A 23813-nucleotide genomic window follows, 5' to 3' on the forward strand; every position below is an offset into this window, starting at 1 on the left:
CCCCTTCATATGACTACCAAGAGCCCTCTGTTGTCGCGCCCTGGCGCCGTTGAAGCGGGCGGCGCCGACGCCGGCGTCGCGTCCCACTACGGCGAGCCCCTCCGGGAGCAGCGTGCCCTGGCGTCCGGAGCCGCCGTCGTCGATCTTTCCCACCGCGGCGTGGTGACGGTCACCGGACCGGACCGCCTGAGCTGGCTCAACACGCTGTCCTCCCAGCAGGTCACCAATCTCCAGCCCGGCGAGTCCAGCGAGCTGCTGTTGCTCAGTGTGCAGGGACGCATCGAGTTCGATGCCCGCGTAGTGGACGACGGCGGGACCACCTGGCTGATTGTCGAGGCGGCCGAAGCCGGTCCTCTGTCGGAGTGGCTGACCAGGATGAAGTTCATGCTCCGGGTCGAGGTGGCAGACGTCTCGGCTGACTGGGCAGTGGTGGGATCCACCAAGGCAGTGCCCGAATGGTCCGGCCTGGTGGTGTGGCAGGATCCCTGGCCGCACGTCGGGGCAGGCGGCTACTCCTACGCCGTTGTCCCGGAGGACAGCCACCCCGGCGCCGAACGCCCGTGGTTCGAATACCTTGTGCCCGCCGCCGAGCTCGAGCAGACGGTGGGGGAGCGCAAGCTCGCCGGCGTCCTCGCCGCCGAAGCCCTGCGCGTGGCTGCCTGGCGTCCGCGGCTCGGTGCAGAAACGGACGACAAGACCATTCCGCACGAACTGGACCTGCTCCGCACCGCCGTGCACCTGGCCAAGGGCTGCTACAAAGGCCAGGAGACGATCGCGCGCGTCCACAACCTTGGCCACCCGCCGCGGCGCCTCGTGTTCCTGCAGCTCGACGGCTCCCAGCACACCATGCCCGCCCCCGGCAGCGAAGTCCGGGTGGGGGAGCGCAAGGTGGGCACCGTGACGTCCGTGGCACAGCACTACGAGATGGGCCCCATCGCGCTGGCAGTCATCAAGCGTTCGGTCGCCCCGGATGAAATACTGACGGTAATGGACGGGGACGAACCGTACACAGCCGCGCAGGAAGTGATCGTGGCGCCCGACGCCGGACAGGTCGTCGGAAGGCAGACAGGATTCCTGAGGGGGACCCACAGATGACAGACTCCATTGCGCCCGACGCACACGCTTCTCAGCCCGCTTCGCAGCAGCCCGCTTCCCAGCGGCCCGCTTCGCAGCAGCCCGCTTCGCAGCAGCCCGCTTCCCAGGGGCCTGATGAGGAAACTCTTGCGCTGGCGCATACGCTCTTCGACGCCGCCCGGAACGGCGACACGGAGCTGCTGCGAAGCTATCTCAATGCCGGCGCTCCGGCCACGATGACCAACCACGCCGGCGACTCGCTGCTGATGCTCGCCGCCTACCACGGCCACGCCGAGACCGTTCAGCTCATCCTGCACCACGGCGGTGACGCCAACGCGGCCAACGACCGCGGGCAGACCCCGCTGGCCGGCGCGGTGTTCAAGGGCTACGCGGACGTCGCCAGGGCACTGGTTGACGCGGGAGCAGATCCCGACGCCGGCTCCCCGTCGGCGCGCGACGCCGCCAGGATGTTCGCCCGGGACGACATCCTGGAATTGCTGGGCTGAGCTTTTGGAGAATGTCACCAGGCCGTGGCCTGCACTCTGGTCCCTCGTCATCGGGTTCTTCATGATCCTGATCGACACCACCATCGTTTCGGTGGCCAACCCGCGCATCATGGAGGGGCTGGATACGGACATCAACGCCGTCATCTGGGTCACCAGCGCCTACCTGCTGGCGTACGCGGTGCCGCTGCTGATCACTGGCAGGCTGGGTGACAGGTTCGGGCCCAAACGGCTGTATCTGGCCGGCCTCGTGGTGTTCACCCTCGCGTCGCTGTGGTGCGGGCTGTCCGGCACCGTCGGGATGCTCATCGCTGCCCGTGTGCTGCAGGGCCTGGGCGCTGCGCTGATGGCCCCGCAGACCATGGCGGTCATTACCAGGATCTTCCCGCCTGACGGGCGCGGCGCCGCCATGGGCCTGTGGGGCGCCACCGCCGGTGTGGCCACGCTGGTTGGTCCGATCCTGGGCGGCGTCCTGGTGGACGGGCTTGGCTGGGAGTGGATCTTCTTCATCAACGTGCCCGTCGGGATCGTGGGCTTCGTACTTGCGTGGCGCTTCGTTCCGTCCCTCACCACCCACCCGCACAGGTTCGACATCCCCGGGGTGGCGCTCAGCGCCGTCGGCCTTTTCCTCCTTGTCTTCGGCATCCAGGAGGGCGAGACATACGACTGGGGCACTATCACCGGCCCGGTGACTGTGTGGGGTCTGATCATCAGCGGCATCGTGGTGCTGGCGCTTTTTGTCTGGTGGCAGGCAGCCAACAAGGGCGAGCCGCTGCTGCCGCTGGGCCTCTTCCGGGACCGCAACTTCTCGCTGGCGAACATCGGCATCACCACGGTGGGCTTCACCGTCACCGCGTTCGGGCTGCCGCTCATCTTCTACTACCAGATCGTGCGGGACATGACCCCCACGCAGTCCGCTCTGATGATGGCGCCGATGGCCCTGATTTCCGGCGGACTGGCGCCGCTCGTGGGCAAGATCATCGACCGGGTGAACCCGAAATTCATCACGTCCACCGGCCTGCTGCTGATGGCGGTGGCGCTGTTCTGGAACTCAGCCCTCATGCATCCGGACACGCCGGTGTGGCTGTTCCTGCTGCCCAGCGCGGTGCTCGGCTTCGCGAACGCAGGCATCTGGGCACCGCTGAGCTCCACCGCCACCCGCAACCTGCCCATGCGGCAGGCAGGGGCCGGCGCGGGCGTCTACAACACCACGCGGCAAATCGGTGCCGTCCTCGGCAGTGCCGCCATCGCCGTGCTCATGCAGGCCCGGCTCGCGGCGGAACTTCCGGCGGCACCCGGCGGGACGCCCGGGAGCGGCGGTGAGTCCGGCGGCTTCGGCGGCCAGCTGCCTCCGGCCCTCCATGACGGCTTCGCGACGGCGATGGGCCAGTCCATCATGCTGCCTGCAGCTGTGATCGTGCTCGGCGCCGCCGTGGCCCTGTTCTTCGCCAAGCCCAAGGCGGTCCAAGGCTGGGGCGGGCAGCGGCCCGCCGGCCAGGACGCGGAGGCGACGACACGCTAGCGCGTATGGCGGCTGGCCTCCCGGCGGCCTGCTGAGGCGGGAGGCCGCCGGTCCACCACGAGGCGGCCTCCGGCCTAGCCCAGCAGCACGCTGGTCTGGATGCCGCCGGTGGAAAAGCCCAGGCTGCGTGCCGTGGCCAGGGAGCCCTTGTTGCTGACGTCGGTGCGCCACTGCAGCGTCAGCCCGGAGGCCAGTGCTTCATGGGCGGCCACCGAGGCCGCGAGCGATCCGAGTCCGCGGCGGCGCCACTCGGGAGCTACCAGAACGCCCATGTGGGCCAGGATGCCTTCCCATTCGGAGTAGGCGCCGCAGGCCACGGGCACGCGCTGCCCCTCGTCGTCGTGGATGATGGTGTAGCGGTTCTCGAGGTCGGACAAGCCGACCTCATTCACGTCGTCGGGCGGGCACAGGCCCTCGAGTTCGATGGCCTCAGGGTTGCCGTGCGATACCGTCAGCTCCTCAGCGGGCTGCAGCAGCGGCAGGTCGTCGGCGAAGAAGAGTGCGGCCGAGCCCTGGCCATGGCCTCCGTGCTGGCGGGTGATGGTCAGCAGGGTGACATGCTGGGCCATCTCCTCGTCGGAAATGCCGGCCGCGGCGTCCAGCGCCCACTGCGGACCCACCAGGGCCGAGCTGCCGAACAGCCGCACGAACTCGACCGAGTGCGCGGCATCGTCAACCCTGGTGATCCGATCGCCGGTTTCCAGCGCGCGGGCGAAAGCGCCGTCGTCGAGCCCCAGGCGGCGCGCCCAGGCCAGCTGGATGATGGCGGCGGATCCGGGGTCAAGACTCATGATCCCAGCCTACCGATCCCTGCCGTCCGACTGGCGCTGCCAGGAACCGGCCCGGGGCCTCAGCCGAACAGGACGGCGGCCTCGTCGTAGCGGTGCTGCGGAACGGTCTTGAGCTTGCCCAGGGCTGCTTCGAAGCCCACGTGGTCAATGTCGGTGCCGCTCAGCGACACCATGGTGCCCCAGCGGCCCTCCACCACAGAGTCGACGGCGGCCATGCCCAGTCGGGTGGCCAGGACGCGGTCGAAAGCCGACGGCACGCCGCCGCGCTGGATGTGGCCCAGGATGGTGGCGCGGGTTTCGATTCCGGTCCGGGCTTCGATTTCCGGGGCCAGCTGGTCGGCGATCCCGCCCAGCCGGGGACGGCCGAAGGTGTCCAGACCGCGCTCGGAGTGCGGGCTTTCCATGTGCTCCGGAACGAACCCTTCGGCAACCACCACCAGCGGCGCACGGCCACGGTCGTGGGCCTCGGTCACCCATTTGGTGATCTGTTCGATGCTGGTCTTCTGTTCCGGAATAAGGATGGCGTGGGCGCCGGAGGCCATGCCGGCGTGCAGTGCGATCCAGCCGACGTGGCGGCCCATGACCTCGGCGATCATGCAGCGGTGGTGGGATTCGCCGGTGGTCCGCAGCCGGTCGATGGCCTCGGTGGCGATCTGCACGGCGGTGTCGAAGCCGAAGGTGTAGTCGGTGGCGTCGAGATCATTGTCCACGGTCTTGGGGACGCCGACGATCTTCAGGCCGGCGTCGGTGAGGCGCTTGGCGGCCGCGAGGGTTCCTTCGCCGCCGATGGCAATGATGGCGTCGATCCCCAGCCGTTCCATGTGGGCTTTGATGACGTCGGGTCCGCCGCCGTTCTCGAACGGGTTCGTCCGGGACGTGCCTAGGATGGTGCCGCCCTGCTTGGCAATACCGCGGACAAGGGTACGGGGAATGGGGATGATGTCACCCTCCACCACGCCGCGCCAGCCGTCGAGGAACCCCACGAATTCGTGGCCGTGGATGGCAATGCCTTTGAGGACGGCGCCGCGGATAACGGCGTTCAGTCCGGGGCAGTCGCCGCCGCTGGTGAGGATTCCGATTTTCATTTTCTTGGCTCAAATCCTGGTTCGAAGGTTTTACGGGCAGAGCGCCACGCTGAGCTCAATTAGAGATTCTAGTGGGGAGTGTGGGGTAGGACACAAACGATTACACCCCGAGGGGTCCGGATGCTGTCCCAGCACACTGGCGCGGCATGGGCCGGGACAGCACAGTGCCCCCGTTCCGGCGGGAGCGGGGGCACTGTATGAATGGACGACGGCGGTTGCCCGCCAAGGGCTCTACCGCCCTATGCCGCGCTTCGCGAGGAAGGACTCAAGGGCGATCGAGTTGTTCTGGTCCGGCAGGATCAGCCACGCCGCGAGATAGAAGACGATGGCCGGGCCCGGCAGCAGGCAGAACAGGAGAAATGCGATCCGGACGAATGCCACGTCCACGTTCAGCTTCCCGGCGATTCCGCCGCATACGCCGCCCAGCCAACGTTGCGGTCCGCGCTTCAGGCCAAGGCCCCTGACAATGCTGAAGAACTTTTCCATGGTTCAAGACTTCCCGTTTGTTGTCCTGTTGTCACGTTTTCGTGCTGAGAGCAGCCCGCCGATCACCAATGCCGCCCCGGCCCCGATCATCAGGCCGATCAGCACGTATGTCCCGTTCAGGACCACAATCCCCAGTTGGGAGATGACGATCAGGACGGCCAGGGCGAGGACCACCAGCCCCCAGACTATGGTGCCTACCCGGGCGGGCGCCTCGGCGGGTTCGTCCGTTCCCGTGGCGGACGGTTTGGGTAGTGGGTTTGTTTCCTGTGACGGATCAAAGCTGCCCATGTCAGTTTCCTTCCTGGATGGCGATGTTGCTCACGGTGCCGTCGATCTGGAGGATCAGGCGGGCGCCGGGCTTGTCCGAGTTGTAGCTGCTTTGCCGGGAGGTGATGCCGCCCCGGCTGTCCGTGCCCTCGTTCAGGTTGCCCAGGGTCATGTCGGCCCGGACATCCACGGGCACGGTGCGCGGGATGATGACCGTCACGTTGCTCGCCGTGGCGTCGAGGGGGATCACGACGTCGGTGCTCAGGGGCGGGTTCAGGTTCAGGCCGGTCAGGTCAACAGTTCCCCGGCCGCCGGTGATCTGGAAGCCCTGGCGGGCCTGTTCGATGGTGACGGGGTTCCAGTCCGCGTTCTGGAAGCGGAACCGGTCGCCGTTGGGTACGGCGCTGAAGATGCCGCCGACGATGAGCGCCACCACGGCGAAGAACCCGAGGATGCCCGAGGTCCTGCCACGCAGGCCGGATAGCAGGATGCCAAGGCCAAGGACCGCCGCGCCGGCTGCCCAGACCACAGCGTTGGCTGAATCGCCGAGCTCAATCACGTTGCCGGCGTCGAGCGCTTTGAGCGTTCCGCCGGCCAGCAGTGCCAGTCCGGCGGTGATCGCTACGGCCGGCGTGCCGGGGCCGCTGGGCCGCGGCTTGGGTACCGGTGCGGGCACCGGAACCGGAGCCGGCCGGCGCGGCGGACGGCCGCCGCCGTGGGAGGCAGTGGGGGCTGCAGAGCCATAAGGGGCTGCCTGGCCGTACGGACTAGCTGGGCTGTACGGGCTTGCCGGGCCGTATGAGGGGATGGCGTCCGGCGTCGGCGGCACGGTGTAGGGCTGGGCAGGTGTGTGGCTGCCGGCGGCGAAGGAGGACGGCGAGGTGGTGGATCCCGCCGGCGCGGTTGCCGGCGGGTTGCCGGGGGCTGCGTAGCCGTAGGCGGGCCGGCCTCCGGCGGCGCTGCCCATGGGCGTTGCGCTGCGGTTCTTGTTCCGCTGGGTCAGGAAGTAGATCAGGTAGATGATGCCGCCGATCCAGAACAGCGCCCAGAAGAAGCCGAAGCCGTCATGGCCCCATCCCCAGAAGCCGCCGCCAATGCCGGTAAGGCCGACGATCGAGGTGATGAGCGCGCCCGTCATGCCGGTGCTCCAGCGGCCGGCGCCCGCCTCCTGGGTGTGGATCCGGCCGTCGGGCTCAGGCAGCAGGGCCCAGCCGAGGCCGTACAGGAGGACGCCGATGCCGGCGAACAGCGTCAGCACGATGAAGATGCCGCGCACGATCAGCGGGTCGATGCCCATCCTTTCCGCGATGCCGCTCGAGACGCCGCCGATCCAGCGGTCGCGTCCCCGGTGTATGCCGTGGCTGCGGATCCAGTCGAAGAAGTTCAGCGGCTCGGCGGTGCGGCCGTAACCGGCCCCGTAAGCGGGGGCACCGTAGGCGGGTCCGGCATGGGCTCCGGCGTGTGTTCCGGAAGGGGTGAACAGCGGTTCCGTGGGATCCTCCGGCGGAGTGTGGCTGCCCGGCTCTGGGTGGTCCGGCCCTGCGTTTTCCTGAGCTGCGTCTTCCGGATGAGCGTTCTCCGGCCCGGCGTTTTCCGGTTCTGCAGGATGTTCCGCTTCCTGGCCGGTGCCGCCTTCGGACGGGGTTCCCGGCTGCTGGCCTTCATTGGGGGTGGGGTTCTGCGAGTTCATACCTCGATCTTGCCGTTCGCGCTGGTCAGTCCTCTATTGGGGAACACCCTGAACCGTCCCTGAGTTACCCCCGGTTCACCCTCATAACGGGCCTCGGGAACCCTGATCCGTGTTTGGATTGATGCATGACCACCGCCCCGATCCGCCCGCCTCTGGTCCGCAGCAGCGACCGCGTGATCGCCGGCGTCTGTTCCGGCCTGGCGGTCCATCTTGGCTGGCCGGTGCGCATGGTCCGGATCGGCATGGTGGTGGCCGCCTTCGCCGGCGGCGCGGGGCTGGCGTTCTATGCGTGGCTGTGGATCATGGTCCCAACCGCCGACGAGAACGCCAAGCGCAATGCCCGCCGCCCGGCGTCGCCCATTGCCCCCGCCGTGAGCCTGCCGCCCGTGACCTTGCAGGCCGGCCCGGCCCCCGTCCCTTCGCCAGGCACTGTCCCGTCAGCGGGCACTTTTTCTTCGCCTGCCTTCCCCCCGCCTGCGGGGGAGTACGACGACGGCGCCGCCTCCCAGCCCGCGGCGGCCACCGCAGCTCCCGGGGCGGGCACCTGGTTCCGGGTCCGGGGCATGCGCTACGGCAAGGAGATCCTGCTGGGCGCAGGACTCCTGCTAGTGGCCGCGATCATGATCGCCAGGCTGCTGGGTGTGGAGGTGCCCCTCGGCAGCCTGATCCCGGCGGCGGCCATACTCGGCGGCGCGGCGATTGCCTGGATGCAGCTGGATGAAACCCGCCGGGCCGGGCTGGTCGATAAAACCAAGGCGGACCAGGCCGGCGGCTGGGCGCGGTTGGCTGCGGGCCTGGCGCTTGTGGTGGCCGGCGTGCTGGTGATGGTCTCCGGGTCGGGCTCATGGCAGCAGACGTGGCTCGCGCTGCTCGCGTCCGTGGCCGTGCTGGGCGGCGTGGCGCTGGTGCTGCTGCCCTGGGGCCTGAAGTTCTGGCGCGATCTGGAAACCGAACGGGCAGGACGCGTGCGGGAGACCGAGAGGGCGGAGATCGCCGCACATCTGCATGACTCCGTCCTCCAGACCCTCGCGCTGATCCAGCGGCGGGCAGGCAACGAACACGACGTCGTCCGCCTGGCCCGGGCGCAGGAGCGCGAGCTGCGGGGGTGGCTCTTCAAGGACCCCGCCCGCGACGCCGGCCAGCTCTCGGACCGGATCAAGGCAGCCGCGGCCGAGGTTGAGGACGGACTGGGAAACGCCGTCGACGTCGTGACCGTGGGCGACACGGAGATGACCGAGCGCCACGAGGCCCTGGTCCAGGCCAGTCGCGAGGCCATGCTGAACGCAGCCCGCCACGGCGGCGGCCCCGTCTCCGTCTACCTTGAGGTGTCCGACGGCGGCGCGGAAGTCTTCGTCAAGGACCGCGGCCCCGGCTTCGAACTGGATACGGTCCCGCACGACAGGCTGGGTGTCCGTGAATCAATCATTGGCCGGATGAGACGCCACGGCGGCAACGCCGCCATCAACAGCGGACCCGACGGCACGGAGGTGCGCCTCAGGCTGCCTGCGGACGTCGCGGACAACGGGGAAGGGAAGTCATGAGCACATCAGCAGGGGCAGGCGCGGCGGGAAGAAGTGTGCGGGTGGTAATCGTCGATGACCACGCGATTTTCCGTTCCGGCCTGAAGGCTGACCTGGACCCGAGTGTGGTGGTGGTCGGCGAGGCCGGCACCGTGGAACAGGCCGTCGAGGTCATTGCAGCGGCACGGCCCGACGTCGTGCTGCTGGACGTGCACCTGCCCGGCGGCCGCGGCGGGGGAGGCCGGGAAGTCATCACCGGTTCCTCGGCACTGCTGGGAACAACCCGGTTCCTCGCCCTGAGCGTGTCCGACGCCGCCGAGGACGTGGTGGCTGTGATCCGCGCCGGGGCCCGCGGCTATGTTACGAAGACCATCTCCGGCGCGGAAATCACCGACGCCGTGTTCCGGGTGGCCGGCGGCGACGCCGTGTTCTCCCCGCGGCTGGCAGGCTTTGTCCTGGACGCCTTTGGCACTGCCCCGGCGGACATTGCCGACGACGAGCTGGACAAGCTCTCTGCCCGCGAACTCGAGGTGATGCGCCTGATCGCCCGCGGCTACAGCTACAAGGAGGTGGCCAAGGAGCTCTTCATCTCGATCAAGACCGTCGAAACCCACGTCTCCGCCGTGCTTCGGAAGCTGCAGCTGTCGAGCCGCCACGAACTGACCAAGTGGGCCGCCGAACGCCGCCTCCTCTAGCCCAAACGCTCGATCACTACCTGCCGCTTTTCCCCAAACGCTCGATCACTACCTGCCCCTTTTCCAACGCGTCCTCAGTTCCTGCAAACGCTCCCGCACCAAAAAGTTTGGTGCGGGAGCGTTTGAAGATTTCCTGCAGGAACTGAGAGAGGATCCATGACTTTGCTGCAGGAGCTGATGGAGCGTTTGGAACTATTGCCCCGTGCCTGGTTACTGAGCCTTGCCGAGGAACTCCTGCAGGCGGCCGACGCCGGTGGCAAGGTCGTCGTCACCCAGGGCGTAGGAGAGCCGCAGGAAGCCGGACGGGCCAAAGGCTTCACCGGGAACCACGGCGACCTCCACCTCGTCCAGGATCAGCGCGGCCAGCGCGGCCGAGGTCTCCGGGCGGACCGTACCGTTCGCCGTCGGGAACTCCTTACCCAGCAGCGCGCGGACGTCAGCGTACACATAAAAGGCGCCCTTCGGCGTCGGGCATTCAACGCCCTCGATGGCGTTGAGCCCGTCCACGATGGCCTTCCGGCGGCGGTCGAAGGCGACCTTCATCTCATCCACCGCTGTAAGCGGGCCGGAGACGGCTGCCAGGGCGGCAATCTGCGGGATGTTGGACACGTTGGAGGTGGCGTGCGACTGCAGGTTGGTGGCGGCCTTGATGACGTCGGCGGGCCCGATCATCCAGCCCACGCGCCAGCCCGTCATCGCATAGGTCTTGGCAACACCGTTGAGGATCACTACCTTGTCGCCCAGTTCGGGGGCGGCGGTGGCGATGGAAGTGAACGGAACGCCGTCGTACGTCAGGTGCTCGTAGATCTCGTCTGTGACCACCCACAGGCCCTTGGCGGCAGCCCACTTGCCGATCTCTGCGACCTGCTCGGGCGAGTAGACGGAGCCGGTGGGGTTCGACGGCGAGACGAACAGGAGGATCTTCGTGCGGTCCGTGACGGCTGCTTCGAGCTGCTCGACGGTCACCAGGTAGTCCTGCTCCGGGCCGGCAAAGACTTCCACCGGGACGCCCCCGGCGAGGCGGATGGCCTCGGGGTAGGTGGTCCAGAACGGCGTGGGGACAATCACTTCGTCGCCCGGATCCACGAGGGTGGCGAACGTGTTGTAGACAGCCTGCTTGCCGCCGTTGGTGACCAGCACCTGGGACGGGTCGGCCTTGTAGCCGGAGTCCCGGAACGTCTTCTCGGCGATGGCCTTCTTCAGCTCGGGCAGGCCGCCGGCGGGGGAGTAGCGGTGGTACTTCGGCTGGCTGGCGGCGTCGATTGCGGCCTGGACGATGTAGTCCGGAGTGGGGAAATCGGGTTCGCCCGCGCCGAAGCCAATCACCGGCCGGCCGGCCGCCTTCAGCGCCTTGGCCTTGGCGTCGACAGCCAGTGTGGCGGATTCGGCAATGGCGGAAATGCGTTGGGAAACGCGGGCGGAAGACATGGCGGGTCCGTTCTTCGCTTGCAGCTGGTGAGCTGAATGGTGGATTTCGACGGAATCTACTCTATGCTGTTCACCGGATCGTTCGAGGTGGAACACGGATTTGTGACTGCGGTGCGGCGCGGATTCAAAAGCCGAAAACGGTCCGAAATGAGGCTGGTTCGACGTAAGCGCAGTTGTTGCGTAGACTGGTTCTCCGGTGTTGAAAACACGGATGATGACGTGCGCCCCAGATGGCCTTGGGGAAAGTGCGGCCTCCATGGTTTTTGATCCATAGGGTAGTGGCGCAATTGGTAGCGCAGCGGTCTCCAAAACCGCAGGTTGCAGGTTCGAGTCCTGTCTGCCCTGCGCAGGCTGTTCCGGCGAAAGCCGGAGCAAGCGCAGCAAACAAAGGTTCAGTTCAGAGCCGGGTAATCCGACTTGCGAGGATGAGTGAGGAACAGGTGACCGAAACAGCTGCAAGCAGCTCCAAGGGCCGCCCCGCAAAGAAGGCCGCCAAGGCCGGCTTCTTCGCTCGCATCGCACTCTTCATCCGCCAGGTCATTGGCGAACTGAAGAAGGTCGTCGCCCCCACCCGCAAGGAACTGATCAACTACACGCTCGTGGTGCTCGTATTCGTAGTCATCATGATGGTGGTCGTCACTCTGCTGGACCTGGCGTTCGGCACCGCGGTGAGCTGGGTCTTCAGCGGTACAGGCGCCACGGACCGCTAAGGCGATCGGTCCGCAGACTGCGCGGACTCCGGCCGGAAACGGCAAGGAGTTGCGGGGTGTGCGGAATTGAGCCATTTAAATAGGCAATTAGGCAATGAGGAAGCAGGAGACCAAGTGTCTGAGCAGGAGCTCGAGGTAACTGAGACTGAGCTGGATGAAACCCAGAACCCCGCGGCTGAGTCCGCTGAGGGCTCCGAGGTTGAGTCTGCTGCGCCCGATTCCGAAGGCGACGCCGATTTTGAAGACGACGCTGACGCTTCCGATGAGGACGACACCGACGCCGACGACGTGACCGGAGAGGCCGCCGAGGAAGGCGCCGAAGGGACCGACGTCCTGGCCGCTGCTGCCGCCCAGGCCACCGACCCGGCCGAAGAGTTCAAGTCCAAGCTGCGCCGCCAAGAGGGTGACTGGTACGTCATCCACTCCTACGCCGGCTACGAAAACCGCGTCAAGGCCAACCTTGAAACCCGCATCCAGACCCTGGACATGGAAGATTACATCTTCGAAATCCAGGTGCCGATGGAAGAAGTCGTTGAGATCAAGAACGCTCAGCGCAAGGTCATCAACCGCGTCCGCATTCCCGGCTACGTGCTGGTCCGCATGGACCTGACCGACGCCTCGTGGGGCGCCGTCCGCCACACCCCGGGTGTCACCGGATTTGTGGGCAACGCCCACAACCCCGTGCCGCTGCGCCTGGATGAGGTCTTCTCCATGCTCGCCCCGGTCTTCGAAGAGGAGCAGGCGGAGAAGGGCAAGCCCGCCAAGCAGGCTGCCGCTCCGGTCAACGTCGACTTCGAGGTCGGCGAGTCGGTCATCGTGAAGGAAGGCCCGTTCGAGACCCTTCCCGCCACGATTTCCGAGATCAAGGTGGATTCCCAGACCCTCGTGGTGCTGGTGTCCATCTTCGAACGCGAGACCCCGGTCACGCTGGCCTTCAACCAGGTCACCAAGATCTAGCCGATCACCCCAGAATTCGTTCCGGAGCGGCCCGCTTTAGCAGTTCCGGAACGGCCGACCGCCTCGCCATGGCGGTCAACCACCTGAGGCACGCTCCTGTGTCCCAGGACGCATTTGAGAGAAGGACCCTACATTGGCTCCCAAGAAGAAGGTCACCGGCCTCATCAAGCTGCAGATCCAGGCAGGTGCCGCTAACCCGGCTCCGCCGATCGGTCCTGCGCTTGGCCAGCACGGTGTCAACATCATGGAATTCTGCAAGGCGTACAACGCCGCGACGGAAGCCCAGCGCGGCAACGTTATTCCTGTTGAAATCACCGTTTACGAAGACCGTTCGTTCACGTTCATCACCAAGACCCCGCCGGCTGCAGAGCTCATCAAGAAGGCTGCAGGCGTCGCCAAGGGTTCGGCTACCCCGCACACCGTCAAGGTTGCCAAGCTGACCCAGGCCCAGGTCAACGAGATCGCCTCCACCAAGATGGAAGACCTCAACGCCACCAGCCTCGAAGGCGCAGCGAAGATCATCGCCGGCACCGCCCGCTCCATGGGCATCACCGTCGAGGGTTAATTCCCGCCCGCTGATGCGGCGACGGATCCGGGAAACCGGAAACGACGCCGGGCAGCACCGCCGGAAAACCGGCACCACTGAAACATTGAAATGCCGCTAGTTCCGACACGGATAAAACCGCCGGACTCGCGGCTGTGGCAGGGCCCAGCGCGGTCCGCAGACCACAACTGCACAAGGAGAAAAAGCAGCATGGCAAAGCGCAGCAAAGCATATGAGGCAGCCGCCGCTAAGATCGACGCGGAGAAGTTCTACGCGCCGTTCGAGGCCGTAACCCTCGCCAAGGACACCAACCCGTCCAAGTTCGACGCCACCGTTGAGGTTGCCTTCCGCCTGGGCGTTGACCCCCGCAAGGCCGACCAGATGGTCCGCGGCACCGTCAACCTGCCCCACGGCACCGGCAAGACCGCCCGCGTCCTGGTGTTCGCCACGGGCGAGAAGGCCGAAGCAGCAATCGCTGCCGGAGCCGACTTCGTTGGTTCCGACGACCTGATCGAAAAGATCGCCGGCGGCTGGACCGACTTCGACGCAGCCGTTGCCACCCCTGACCTCATGGGCAAGGTTGGCCGCCTCGGTAAGGTCCTGGGTCCGCGTAACCTGATGCCGAACCCGAAGACCGGCACCGTCACCCCCGACGTCACCAAGGCTGTCAACGACATCAAGGGCGGCAAGATCGACTTCCGCGTCGACAAGCACTCCAACCTGCACTTCATCATCGGCAAGGTTTCCTTCGACGCCGTCAAGCTGGCCGAGAACTACGCCGCCGCCCTCGAAGAGGTGCTCCGCCTGAAGCCGTCCGCTTCCAAGGGCCGCTACATCCAGAAGGCAACGGTTGCCACCACGTTCGGTCCGGGCATCTCCGTTGACCCCAACGTCACCAAGGTTCTCATCGAGGCGTAAGCTTCCTGAACCCACGGCCGGATATCCGGCCGGCACCAAAGGACCGTCCGGCATTTGCCGGGCGGTCCTTTTGCATTGCCCGTGGCGCGTTTCGCGGCCGGCGAGGTTCGCAGCCTTAAGTACGACGGCGGGACTCCAGTCAGGCGCGCGGGCTCCGCTCTGGAGGGGGCTCTGTCGGCCGCAGGGCGTTGCGGTTAGGCTGATCCGGTGACGACGCCCTCCTACCGGATCGAGCCGCTGTTCCTGCCCGCGTCTCTTGACGCTCCCGACGCCACAGACTTCCACGAGTTCAGCGACCTCAGCGACGCCGTGGTGCTGGAGACCTGGGGCAATCTGGACCGGGCAGCGCCCCGCAGGGCCAGGCTGGAGGGGTGGCGGGACGACGACTACGCGAAGCTGCGGCTCTTCTTCGTGCGGCTGGACGGCCGCATGGTGGCGAGGTCCTGGGTGAGGCTTACCCAGAAGGAAAACCTGCAGGACGCGTTCGTCCGGGTGGACGTCCTCAACGAGTTCAGCGGCCGCGGCATCGGCCAGGCACTCCTGCGGCACGCAGAGGCGCTGGCAGCGGAGGACGGACGCAGCACCCTGCAGAGTTTTACCGAGCACGCACCCGGCTTCGATCCGGACGGTACGGGGATGTTGAAGCCCGGAACGGGCACCGGCGGAGTCCCGGCCGCGGCACGCGGCGTACGGTTCGCCGTGGCGGCCGGCTACACCCTCGAACAGGTGACGCGTTTCAGCGCACTGGACATGCCGCCGTCGGACGGTGTCCTGGACGTGCTGGAACGGGAGGCAGCCGGCATCGCCGGGGACGGGTACGAGATCCTCGGCTGGACGGACCGCTGCCCGGATGAGCACGTGGAGCAGATGGCAGTGCTCATGTCGCGGATGAGCACGGATACCCCGGCCGGCGCGCTGCACTACGACGCCGAGGTGTGGGACGCCCGTCGTGTCCGGCACGTCGAGGACGAGTGGAAGCGTACGGGCCTGGAGTCACTGGTGGCAGTCGCCCGGCACAAGGGGAGCGGTGAGCTGGCCGCCTACTCGGTGCTGCAGCACACGGACGAAAAACCATGGCTGGCCGAACAGGACGACACCCTGGTGGCCAAGGCGCACCGCGGGCACCGGCTGGGGATGCTGGTGAAAGTGCTCAACCTCCGGCGCCTGCAGCACGAGCATCCCGAAGTGGAACGGGTCCTCACGTTCAACGCTGCCGAGAATGACCACATGCTGGCCATCAACGTGGCCTTGGGATTCCGTCCGGCCGGGTACGACGGTGAGTGGCAGCGCCGGCGCTAACCGGCATATGCTGACCACGGATACACCGGGACTCAAGCCCGCAGCCTTGCAGGCGAGCGGCGGAAACGGCTGGGGATGATGGCAATAGAGGTGCGGATCGAGCGGCTGTATATTCCGGACTCCGTGGACGCTGCCGACGCAGCGGATTTCCTTGCCGCGGTGGAGGTGGGGCGCAAGGTCCGGATGGATACCTGGGGCAGTGACGACCTCGCCTACACTCCGCTGGAAAAGCTCCTTGAACTGGACGACCCCTACGAGCGCCAGGTAATCCTCGTGGCAAAGGTCGACGGCGACATCGTGGGCACCGTGGACATTGCCCTTCCCCTCGCCGACAACCTGGACCTTGCCGAGTTCACCCTGGACATCCTCCCCGAGTACCAGCGCCAGGGCGTGGGCAGGCAGCTGCTGGAAGCCGCCGAGCACTTCGCCCGGAACGAGGGCCGCACCATGATCCTGGTGGACACCAACCACCCCGGGGCTTCCCTGCACGAATTCGCGCCCGAGCAGCTGGTGCCCGGTTCCGGGCAGGGCTACGTGCCGCTGGGCAGCCGCGAGGTGGATTTCGCCCAGCGCACCGGCTACACGCTGCAGCACATTGAGCAGTTCAGCTCCTGCGCGCTGCCGCTGGACAGCAAGCTGGTGGCGGAGCTCGAAGCGGAGGCCCAGGAAGCCAACAACGGCCGCTACCGGCTGCACCACTGGACCGACCGCTGCCCGGAGCGCTGGCTGGAATCGGTGGCTGCCCTCGAAAACCAGGCCGGCGGTGACGCCGGACCGGTCGAGGGAACCGATGACATAGTCTTCGACGCGCGGATCCTGCGGGAAGCGGAGGAAGTGACCATCGGCCAGGGACGGCGGACGGTGGTGACCGCCGTCGAACATATCGCCACGGAGACGCTCGTGGGACTGACCACCATCAGCGTCCTGGCACAGCGGCAGGACGTCGTCTTCCAAGACGATACCGTGGTGCTGCAGGCACACCGGGGCAACAAGCTCGGCCTGCTCATCAAGGTGGCAAACATGGAGCGCCTCACCGAGCAGTTCCCTGCTGCGCGGGTGATCTACACGTGGAACGCGCCGGAAAACCGGTATCTGCTCACGGTCAACCACCAGCTTGGGTTCACGACGGCGGGAGTCACCGGGATCTGGCAGAAGGAACTGCCGGACCTGGGACCCAGCAGGAGCTAGCCGATTTGGTTATCCGCTGAATCGTCCCGTAAGCTTGAACTACCAAAGACCGTCGGTTGTTGGATTCCCACTCTTTCGAGCTCAGCTCAACTCTGCAGTTGTGTGCGGAAGGGCCAGTGGGTTTCCAGACGAAGGACCCTGAACATAGGGCGGCCGGCGCAGGTGAACGAAGCAAAGTTCCGCTGTTTGAACAGCGTTGAGCCAAGCCCCGTGCATCTGCGCGGGGCGTTTTTAGTTTTTAGCTCACCTGAGCGGGGACCCGGAACACCGGCACTATCCCCGGAAGGAGGGTTATGGCAACGCCTACCAAGGTTTCAGCAGTAGCTGAGATCACTAACGATTTCAAGGAATCGAACGCCGCTGTCCTGACCGAATACCGTGGGCTCACCGTTGCACAGCTCAAGCAGCTGCGTGTTTCTCTCGGCCAGGACACCAAGTTCGCGGTCGTCAAGAACACCCTGACCGCCATTGCAGCCAAGGAAGCTGGTGTCGAAGCATTCGACGGCCAGCTCGCCGGCCCGACTGCAATCGCGTTCATCAAGGGTGACGCAGTTGCAGCTGCCAAGAGCCTGACGGATTTTGCCAAGGCTAACAAGCAGCTGGTCATCAAGACCGGTTACTTCGAGGGCAAGGCACTGAACGCCAGCGAAGTTGCTGCCCTGGCAGCACTCGAGTCCCGCGAGCTGCAGCTCGCCAAGGTTGCAGGCATCCTCAAGGCCCCTGCTGCCGCTGCTGCACGCATCATCGACGCACTGCGCCTCAAGCTTGAAGAAGAGAACGGTGCTCCGGCTGAAGCCGCAGCTCCCGCCGCTGAAGAAGCTCCGGCCGCAGAAGCAGCAGAGGCTCCGGCCGAAGCCGCTGCCGAAGAGAACTAACTCTCTCCCAAAAAGACTCCCGGTGGAACGGACGGCATTCAGCCCCCGGCCACCTTTATAGGAAGGACGCCAACCATGGCGAAGCTCAGCAACGAAGAGCTCATTGAAGCTTTCAAGGAACTGACCATCATCGAGCTCTCCGAGTTCGTCAAGCTCTTCGAAGAGACCTTCGAAGTTACCGCAGCTGCTGTTGCTGTTGCCGGCCCCGCCGGTGGCGCCGCCGCTGAAGAAGCTGAAGAGAAGACTGACTTCGACGTCATCCTCGAAGCTGCTGGCGACAAGAAGATCGCAGTGATCAAGGAAGTTCGCGCCATCACCTCCCTCGGCCTCAAGGAAGCCAAGGACCTGGTTGACAGCGCTCCCAAGGCTGTTCTCGAAGGCGCCACCAAGGAAGCTGCCGAGAAGGCAAAGGCTCAGCTCGAAGAAGCTGGCGCCACCGTTACCCTCAAGTAACACTGCTTTTCCAGGAATCCCCTTCCACTCCGGTGGGCGGGGATTCCTGCATTTAACAGCTTCGGGGGCCCACGCCCGCAGGGTTCCCTGGCAGGGGAGCCGCGCCGGCGAGGGTCCCAGCCTGAGCTTGCGAGGGCAGGGGAGCCGGCGCGGACTTGCGAGGCTAGGGTGCGGGTGGGGAGGGTTCGCTGATGTCCGCGAGTACGGAGCCGAGGGCCGAGACCAGGGCATCGGCGTCGACGAAGGCACTGTAGCCGTGCTGGCCGGCACCCATGGAAATCCGTTTGCCGGCGATGGTCCGGTCCGCGTAGACGGGCCAGGCCGTGGTGCTGCCGAGCGGCGTGATGGTGCCGCGCTCATAGCCGGTCGCTTCGAGCGCCACGTGGGCCGCCGGGAGCGAGAGCTTGTTGACGCCTACCAGGCTGCGCAGCTTGGGCCACGAGATCTGGCGGTCGCCCGGGATGAGGGCGAACAGGAAGCTGCCGTCCTTATGCTTCACCACGAGGGACTTGACGATGTCCGCCGGGCTGATGCCGAGGATCTCCGCAGCCTCCTCGAGGCTGTGGGCCGCCAGGCGTTCGACGAGCTGGACGTCAAGGCCACGCGCCGCGGCGTCGGCAAGGAACCGCTCCCTGCCGCTCACCAGTCCCTGCCCTCTATCACTAATCACGGAACAGCAGGAGAGCCTCGCCCTGGCCGCCGCCTCCACAGAGAGAGACGGCCGCCTTGCCCCCGCCGCGCCGCTTCAGTTCATGCGCCGCGTGCAGTGCCAGCCGTGCCCCGGATGCTCCGATGGGGTGGCCCAGCGCAATGGCCCCGCCGTGGATATTGCACTGCTCCAGCGGGTAGTCCAAGTCCTTCAGCGACTGCACAGCCACGGAACCGAACGCCTCGTTGATTTCGATGAAGTCCAGGTCCGCGGTGCTCCAGCCGGCCCGGTTTAATGCGTTCCGGATGGCGTTGGAGGGCTGGGAGTGCAGGGAGTTGTCCGGCCCGGCCACCTGCCCGGGCTTGCCCACAACAGCCAGGTATTCCAGACCGTTCTCCTCCGCGAACTTCCGCGAGGTCAGCACCAGGGCGGAGGCGCCGTCGGACAGGGGAGAGGAGTTGCCTGCTGTAATGGTGCCGTCGGTAACGAATGCGGCCCGCAGGCCGGCCAGGGACTCCACCCTGGTGTCCGGCCGGACGCCCTCGTCCGTGGATACCACCACGGGGTCACCCTTGCGTTGCTTGACGCTGATCGGCGAGATCTCGTCGTCGAAAACGCCGTTCTTCGAGGCGATCGCGGCGCGCTGGTGGGAGTTGGCGGCCACGTTGTCCTGTGCGGTCCGGTCAATGCCGAGAGTCAGGTTCTTGGATTCGGTGGACAGGCCCATGGACTGGCCGTCGAAAGCATCTGTCAGTCCGTCGTGTGCCGCAACGTCCAGCGCCTGGACGGTGCCATAGTTCCAGCCCTGGCGGGAGCCGGGGAGGACGTGGGGCGCGCGCGTCATCGATTCCTGGCCGCCGGCGACGACGACTGTGGCGTCGCCGGCACGGATCATCCGCGCCGCGTCGATCACGGCCGTGAGCCCGGAGAGGCAGACCTTGTTGATGGTCACCGTGGGGACGTTCCAGCCGATGCCGGCGCCGATGGCGCTCTGGCGCGCCGGGTTCTGGCCGGCCCCTGCCTGCAGCACCTGGCCCATGATGACGGCGTCCACCCGATCGGCTTCCAGCCCGCTCGCCGCGATGGCCGCCTTGATGGCGTGCGCTCCGAGTTCGACGGCGGTGAAGCTCGCCAGTTGCCCGTTCAGCCGGCCCTGCGGTGTGCGCGCGCCGGACAGGATGACAACGTCGCTGTTGTCCGCGGAGTTGCTCATGGATATTCTCTTCCGTCTTTTGGTCGATGGTTGGCCTAAGGGTATCGTGAGCCCGGTCACCTATCCATTCAACGCCGGGAAGGCGCGGTGCATTCCGGTTAGGTGCCCGTGGCAACGGTGCTTGCTTTCTGCTGGCAAGTGGGGTAGACACGCGTGGGGTTTTGCCGTATCGTAGATATTTGCGTCTTCCCTGTTTACCTTCAGCCTTCATATAGCGGTGGGCTTAGCCTGTTAGCTGTTCCATCAATGTGCCGTGAACAACGTCACCAGCATGGGCAGAACCAGGTTCCGGGTCATATAGCGGAACCGGATGGTAGCACTGCGGAGTCACTTCGCAGGGTGAAAAGCGGGGGAGATCTGAAAACGCCTGAAGGTCTGTGGAAGGATCCCTCTTGGTCGCCTCGAGCACCTCTAATAACGAAACCGCTAACACGGCAAGCACCGATGGTGCGACTCGCCGGCTCTCATTCGCAAAGATTCACGAACCTCTTGACGTTCCGAATCTGCTTGCCCTGCAGACGGACAGCTTCGACTGGCTGGTCGGAAACGAACGCTGGCAGGCCCGCGTTGCGAAGGCCGTCGAAGAAGGCGACCTGAGCGTCGCCACCACCTCCGGTCTTTCCGACATCTTCGAAGAGATCTCCCCGATTGAGGACTTCCAGGGCACCATGTCCCTGAGCTTCTCCGATCCGGAGTTCGCTGACCCGAAGTACACCATGGCTGAATGCAAGGACCGGGACGCTACGTACTCGGCACCGCTGTACGTCAAGGCCGAATTCATGAACAACAACACGGGCGAAATCAAGCAGCAGACCGTGTTCATGGGTGACTTCCCGCTGATGACCGAGAAGGGCACCTTCGTCGTCAACGGCACCGAGCGTGTCGTCGTTTCCCAGCTGGTCCGTTCCCCGGGCGCCTACTTTGAGCGCGCCGCTGACAAGACCAGCGACAAGGACATCTTTACCGCAAAGATCATTCCGTCCCGCGGCGCCTGGTTCGAGCTCGAGATCGACAAGCGCGACCAGGTCGGCGTGCGCCTCGACCGCAAGCGCAAGCAGTCGGTCACGGTGCTGCTGAAGGCCCTCGGCTGGACCGAAGGTCAGATCCTCGAGGAGTTCGGCCAGTACGACTCCATGCGTGCAACGCTGGAGAAGGACGCCACCGAAACCCGCGAAGACGCCCTGCTGGACATCTACCGCAAGCTGCGTCCGGGCGAGCCGCCCACAGTCGAGGCTGCCCAGTCCCTGCTGGACAACCTGTACTTCAACTCCAAGCGCTACGATCTGGCCAAGGTTGGCCGCTACAAGATCAACCGCAAGCTTGGCATCGACCGCTCCCTTGGTGACAAGGAAGCCTCGGTCCTGCACGTTGAAGACATCGTGGCCATGATCAAGTTCCTCGTCGCGCTGCACGCCGGCGAGAAGACCATCATGGGCAAGCGCGACGGCGAAGACCACGAGCTGCGCGTCGAGATCGATGACATCGACCATTTCGGCAACCGCCGCATCCGCGCCGTGGGCGAGCTCATCGAGAACCAGGTCCGCACCGGCCTGTCCCGCATGGAGCGCGTCGTCCGCGAACGCATGACTACCCAGGACGTCGAGGCCATCACGCCGCAGACCCTGATCAACATCCGTCCCGTGGTGGCAGCCATCAAGGAGTTCTTCGGAACCTCCCAGCTGTCCCAGTTCATGGACCAGAACAACCCGCTCTCGGGTCTGACCCACAAGCGCCGCCTGTCCGCGCTGGGCCCGGGCGGTTTGTCCCGTGACCGTGCAGGCATGGAAGTTCGAGACGTTCACCCGTCCCACTACGGACGTATGTGCCCCATCGAAACCCCTGAAGGCCCGAACATTGGTCTGATCGGTTCGCTGGCGTCCTACGGCCGCATCAACCCGTTCGGTTTCATCGAGACGCCGTACCGGCTGGTCAAGGACGGCGTCGTCTCCGACGACGTCCAGTACCTGACGGCTGACGACGAGGCAGAGGTCCTGATCGCACAGGCCAACGCTCCGCTCGACGAGAACAAGCGCTTCGCTGAAGAAACCGTCCTGGTCCGTGCCCGCGGTGGTGGAGGCGAGCCCGTGCTGGTTCCCGCCGCCGACGTTCAGTTCATGGACGTTTCCCCGCGCCAGATGGTGTCTGTGGCAACCGCCCTGATCCCGTTCCTCGAGCACGACGACGCCAACCGTGCACTCATGGGTGCCAACATGCAGCGCCAGGCTGTGCCGCTGGTCCGTTCCGAGGCCCCGTTCGTGGGTACCGGCATGGAGCGCGCCGCCGCTGTCGACGCCGGTGACGTCACCATCGCCAAGAAGGCCGGTGTGGTTACCGAGGTCTCCGCCGAGCTCGTCGTCATGCTCAACGACGACGGCACGGAAACCAACTACCGCATCAACAAGTTCGCCCGCTCCAACCAGGGCAACTGCTACAACAACCGTGTTCTGGTGAACGAAGGCCAGCGCCTGGAAGTTGGCGGCATCATCGCCGACGGCCCGGCAACCGACCAGGGCGAGCTCGCCCTCGGTAAGAACCTCCTCGTGGCATTCATGTCATGGGAAGGCCACAACTTCGAGGACGCCATCATCCTCTCGCAGCGCATCGTTGCCGAGGACGTTCTTTCCTCCATCCACATCGAGGAGCACGAGATCGATGCCCGCGACACCAAGCTTGGTGCCGAGGAAATCACCCGTGACATCCCCAACGTGTCCGAGGAAGTCCTGGCAGGCCTGGACGAGCGCGGCATCATCCACATCGGTGCCGAGGTTGAAGCCGGCGACATCCTGGTCGGAAAGGTCACCCCGAAGGGTGAAACCGAACTGACTCCGGAAGAGCGCCTGCTCCGCGCGATCTTCGGTGAGAAGTCCCGCGAAGTCCGCGACACCTCCCTGAAGGTTCCGCACGGCGAGTCCGGCACCGTCATCGGCGTCCGCGTCTTCGACCGCGACAACGACGACGAGCTGCCCCCGGGCGTCAACCAGCTGGTCCGCGTCTACGTGGCTGCCAAGCGCAAGATCACCGACGGCGACAAGCTCGCCGGCCGCCACGGCAACAAGGGTGTCATCTCCAAGATCCTCCCGATCGAGGACATGCCCTTCCTTGCCGATGGTACTCCCGTTGACATCGTCCTGAACCCGCTGGGTGTTCCGGGCCGTATGAACGTCGGTCAGGTGCTGGAAACGCACCTCGGCTGGGTTGCCAAGACGGGTTGGAAGATCGAAGGCGAGCCGGAGTGGGCCAAGCAGCTGCCGAACCTGCCGCGTGAGAGTGGCCAGACCACTGTTGCAACGCCGGTCTTCGACGGCGCCCGCGAAGAGGAAATCACGGGCCTGCTCGACTCCACCAACGTGACCCGCGACGGCGATCGCCTGATCGACTCCTCGGGCAAGACGCGCCTGTTCGACGGCCGCTCCGGCGAGCCGTTCCCGGATCCGATCTCGGTCGGCTACATGTACATCCTGAAGCTCCACCACCTGGTGGACGACAAGATCCACGCCCGCTCCACCGGCCCGTACTCCATGATCACGCAGCAGCCGCTGGGTGGTAAGGCACAGTTCGGTGGCCAGCGCTTCGGTGAAATGGAAGTGTGGGCGCTCGAAGCTTACGGCGCCGCCTACACGCTCCAGGAACTGCTCACGATCAAGTCCGATGACATCCACGGCCGCGTGAAGGTCTACGAGGCGATCGTCAAGGGCGAGAACATCCCCGAGCCGGGTGTTCCCGAATCCTTCAAGGTGTTGATCAAGGAAATGCAGTCGCTGTGCCTGAACGTGGAAGTGCTTTCCACGGACGGAACCACAATTGAAATGCGTGACTCTGATGACGCAGTCTTCACGGCTGCGGAAGAACTGGGCATCGATCTGTCTCGTGCAGAGCCCAGTTCCGTAGAAGAGGTCTAGCAGGGGTCCCGACGGCGGGTGGCCACCACCCGCCGCCGGCCCCTCGG

At 65.8% G+C, this 23813-nt stretch carries 22 protein-coding genes and 1 tRNA gene; 15 read left to right on the forward strand and 8 right to left on the reverse strand.

Going from position 1 to position 23813, the window contains the following annotated elements:
- Window positions 1-9 precede the first annotated feature (9 nt).
- From ACFTSA_RS02565 to ACFTSA_RS02575, 3 genes are read left to right on the forward strand one after another with little or no spacing between them, the layout of a single operon-like run.
- Complete coding sequence (locus ACFTSA_RS02565; protein WP_377949392.1) at window positions 10-1095, forward strand: YgfZ/GcvT domain-containing protein; 1086 nt, start codon at window positions 10-12, stop codon at window positions 1093-1095.
- Window positions 1092-1580, forward strand: a complete 489-nt coding sequence (locus ACFTSA_RS02570; protein WP_377949394.1) for an ankyrin repeat domain-containing protein — start codon at window positions 1092-1094, stop codon at window positions 1578-1580. The genes ACFTSA_RS02565 and ACFTSA_RS02570 overlap by 4 nt, the downstream gene beginning before the upstream one ends.
- Before the next feature lie 4 nt (window positions 1581-1584).
- Entirely contained in the window at window positions 1585-3099 is a 1515-nt protein-coding gene (locus tag ACFTSA_RS02575) for a DHA2 family efflux MFS transporter permease subunit (RefSeq protein ID WP_377949396.1), read from the forward strand.
- A 74-nt stretch (window positions 3100-3173) separates the two neighbouring features.
- Here ACFTSA_RS02575 and ACFTSA_RS02580 read toward each other — a convergent pair whose 3' ends face one another.
- The 5 genes from ACFTSA_RS02580 to ACFTSA_RS02600 form a co-directional block, all read right to left on the reverse strand.
- The gene (locus ACFTSA_RS02580; protein WP_377949398.1) at window positions 3174-3890 is read right to left on the reverse strand and encodes a GNAT family N-acetyltransferase; all 717 of its coding nucleotides are present in this window, start codon (window positions 3888-3890) and stop codon (window positions 3174-3176) included.
- A 59-nt stretch (window positions 3891-3949) separates the two neighbouring features.
- Window positions 3950-4975: a 6-phosphofructokinase gene (locus ACFTSA_RS02585; protein ID WP_354257737.1), complete on the reverse strand. Its 1026-nt coding sequence runs from the start codon at window positions 4973-4975 to the stop codon at window positions 3950-3952.
- Window positions 4976-5206: 231 nt separating this feature from the next.
- Entirely contained in the window at window positions 5207-5461 is a 255-nt protein-coding gene (locus tag ACFTSA_RS02590) for a PspC domain-containing protein (protein ID WP_377949400.1), read from the reverse strand.
- A gap of 3 nt (window positions 5462-5464) precedes the next feature.
- Complete coding sequence (locus ACFTSA_RS02595; RefSeq protein ID WP_377949402.1) at window positions 5465-5749, reverse strand: hypothetical protein; 285 nt, start codon at window positions 5747-5749, stop codon at window positions 5465-5467.
- 1 nt (window position 5750) lies between these two features.
- Window positions 5751-7418 carry a PspC domain-containing protein gene (locus tag ACFTSA_RS02600; protein ID WP_377949404.1) on the reverse strand — a complete coding sequence of 556 codons (1668 nt, stop codon included), beginning with the start codon at window positions 7416-7418 and terminating at the stop codon, window positions 5751-5753.
- Between the two features lie 125 nt (window positions 7419-7543).
- Between ACFTSA_RS02600 and ACFTSA_RS02605 the strand changes: the two genes are divergently transcribed.
- Complete coding sequence (locus ACFTSA_RS02605; RefSeq protein WP_377949405.1) at window positions 7544-8959, forward strand: PspC domain-containing protein; 1416 nt, start codon at window positions 7544-7546, stop codon at window positions 8957-8959.
- Window positions 8956-9633, forward strand: a complete 678-nt coding sequence (locus ACFTSA_RS02610) for a LuxR C-terminal-related transcriptional regulator (protein WP_377949407.1) — start codon at window positions 8956-8958, stop codon at window positions 9631-9633. The genes ACFTSA_RS02605 and ACFTSA_RS02610 overlap by 4 nt, the downstream gene beginning before the upstream one ends.
- Window positions 9634-9843: 210 nt before the next feature.
- Here the strand turns inward: ACFTSA_RS02610 and ACFTSA_RS02615 are convergent, their stop codons facing one another.
- Complete coding sequence (locus tag ACFTSA_RS02615) at window positions 9844-11061, reverse strand: pyridoxal phosphate-dependent aminotransferase (protein WP_354257755.1); 1218 nt, start codon at window positions 11059-11061, stop codon at window positions 9844-9846.
- A gap of 272 nt (window positions 11062-11333) precedes the next feature.
- On the opposite strand from ACFTSA_RS02615, the gene ACFTSA_RS02620 reads away from it, so the two are divergent.
- The 9 genes from ACFTSA_RS02620 to rplL all read left to right on the forward strand — a co-directional run bounded on the left by ACFTSA_RS02620 (window position 11334) and on the right by rplL (window position 18005).
- Window positions 11334-11406, forward strand: a tRNA-Trp gene (locus ACFTSA_RS02620).
- Between the two features lie 80 nt (window positions 11407-11486).
- Window positions 11487-11771, forward strand: a complete 285-nt coding sequence (secE, locus tag ACFTSA_RS02625) for a preprotein translocase subunit SecE (RefSeq protein ID WP_377949410.1) — start codon at window positions 11487-11489, stop codon at window positions 11769-11771.
- A gap of 114 nt (window positions 11772-11885) precedes the next feature.
- Window positions 11886-12728, forward strand: a complete 843-nt coding sequence (gene nusG / locus ACFTSA_RS02630) for a transcription termination/antitermination protein NusG (RefSeq protein WP_377949412.1) — start codon at window positions 11886-11888, stop codon at window positions 12726-12728.
- 133 nt (window positions 12729-12861) lie between these two features.
- The gene (rplK, locus tag ACFTSA_RS02635; RefSeq protein WP_003803853.1) at window positions 12862-13293 is read left to right on the forward strand and encodes a 50S ribosomal protein L11; all 432 of its coding nucleotides are present in this window, start codon (window positions 12862-12864) and stop codon (window positions 13291-13293) included.
- 189 nt (window positions 13294-13482) lie between these two features.
- Window positions 13483-14190 (forward strand): 50S ribosomal protein L1, encoded by a 708-nt coding sequence (rplA, locus tag ACFTSA_RS02640; protein WP_331572376.1) that lies wholly within the window; start codon window positions 13483-13485, stop codon window positions 14188-14190.
- A 207-nt stretch (window positions 14191-14397) separates the two neighbouring features.
- Entirely contained in the window at window positions 14398-15489 is a 1092-nt protein-coding gene (locus tag ACFTSA_RS02645) for a GNAT family N-acetyltransferase (protein WP_377949414.1), read from the forward strand.
- Between the two features lie 78 nt (window positions 15490-15567).
- The gene (locus ACFTSA_RS02650) at window positions 15568-16677 is read left to right on the forward strand and encodes a GNAT family N-acetyltransferase (protein WP_377949815.1); all 1110 of its coding nucleotides are present in this window, start codon (window positions 15568-15570) and stop codon (window positions 16675-16677) included.
- Between the two features lie 293 nt (window positions 16678-16970).
- Window positions 16971-17552, forward strand: a complete 582-nt coding sequence (rplJ, locus tag ACFTSA_RS02655; RefSeq protein ID WP_377949417.1) for a 50S ribosomal protein L10 — start codon at window positions 16971-16973, stop codon at window positions 17550-17552.
- A gap of 75 nt (window positions 17553-17627) precedes the next feature.
- A complete protein-coding gene (gene rplL / locus ACFTSA_RS02660) occupies window positions 17628-18005 on the forward strand; it encodes a 50S ribosomal protein L7/L12 (RefSeq protein WP_003803837.1) in 378 nt (125 codons plus the stop codon).
- Window positions 18006-18168: 163 nt separating this feature from the next.
- Here the strand turns inward: rplL and ACFTSA_RS02665 are convergent, their stop codons facing one another.
- Window positions 18169-18648, reverse strand: coding sequence for an aminoacyl-tRNA deacylase (locus tag ACFTSA_RS02665; RefSeq protein WP_377949420.1), 480 nt, complete (start codon window positions 18646-18648; stop codon window positions 18169-18171).
- Window positions 18649-18667: 19 nt separating this feature from the next.
- Window positions 18668-19867, reverse strand: coding sequence for an acetyl-CoA C-acetyltransferase (locus tag ACFTSA_RS02670; RefSeq protein WP_377949422.1), 1200 nt, complete (start codon window positions 19865-19867; stop codon window positions 18668-18670).
- A gap of 392 nt (window positions 19868-20259) precedes the next feature.
- On the opposite strand from ACFTSA_RS02670, the gene rpoB reads away from it, so the two are divergent.
- A complete protein-coding gene (gene rpoB, locus ACFTSA_RS02675) occupies window positions 20260-23766 on the forward strand; it encodes a DNA-directed RNA polymerase subunit beta (protein WP_377949424.1) in 3507 nt (1168 codons plus the stop codon).
- The last annotated feature ends 47 nt before the right edge of the window (window positions 23767-23813 follow it).

The organism is Arthrobacter sp. NPDC057013 (assembly GCF_042674585.1).
Classification (GTDB): domain Bacteria; phylum Actinomycetota; class Actinomycetes; order Actinomycetales; family Micrococcaceae; genus Arthrobacter.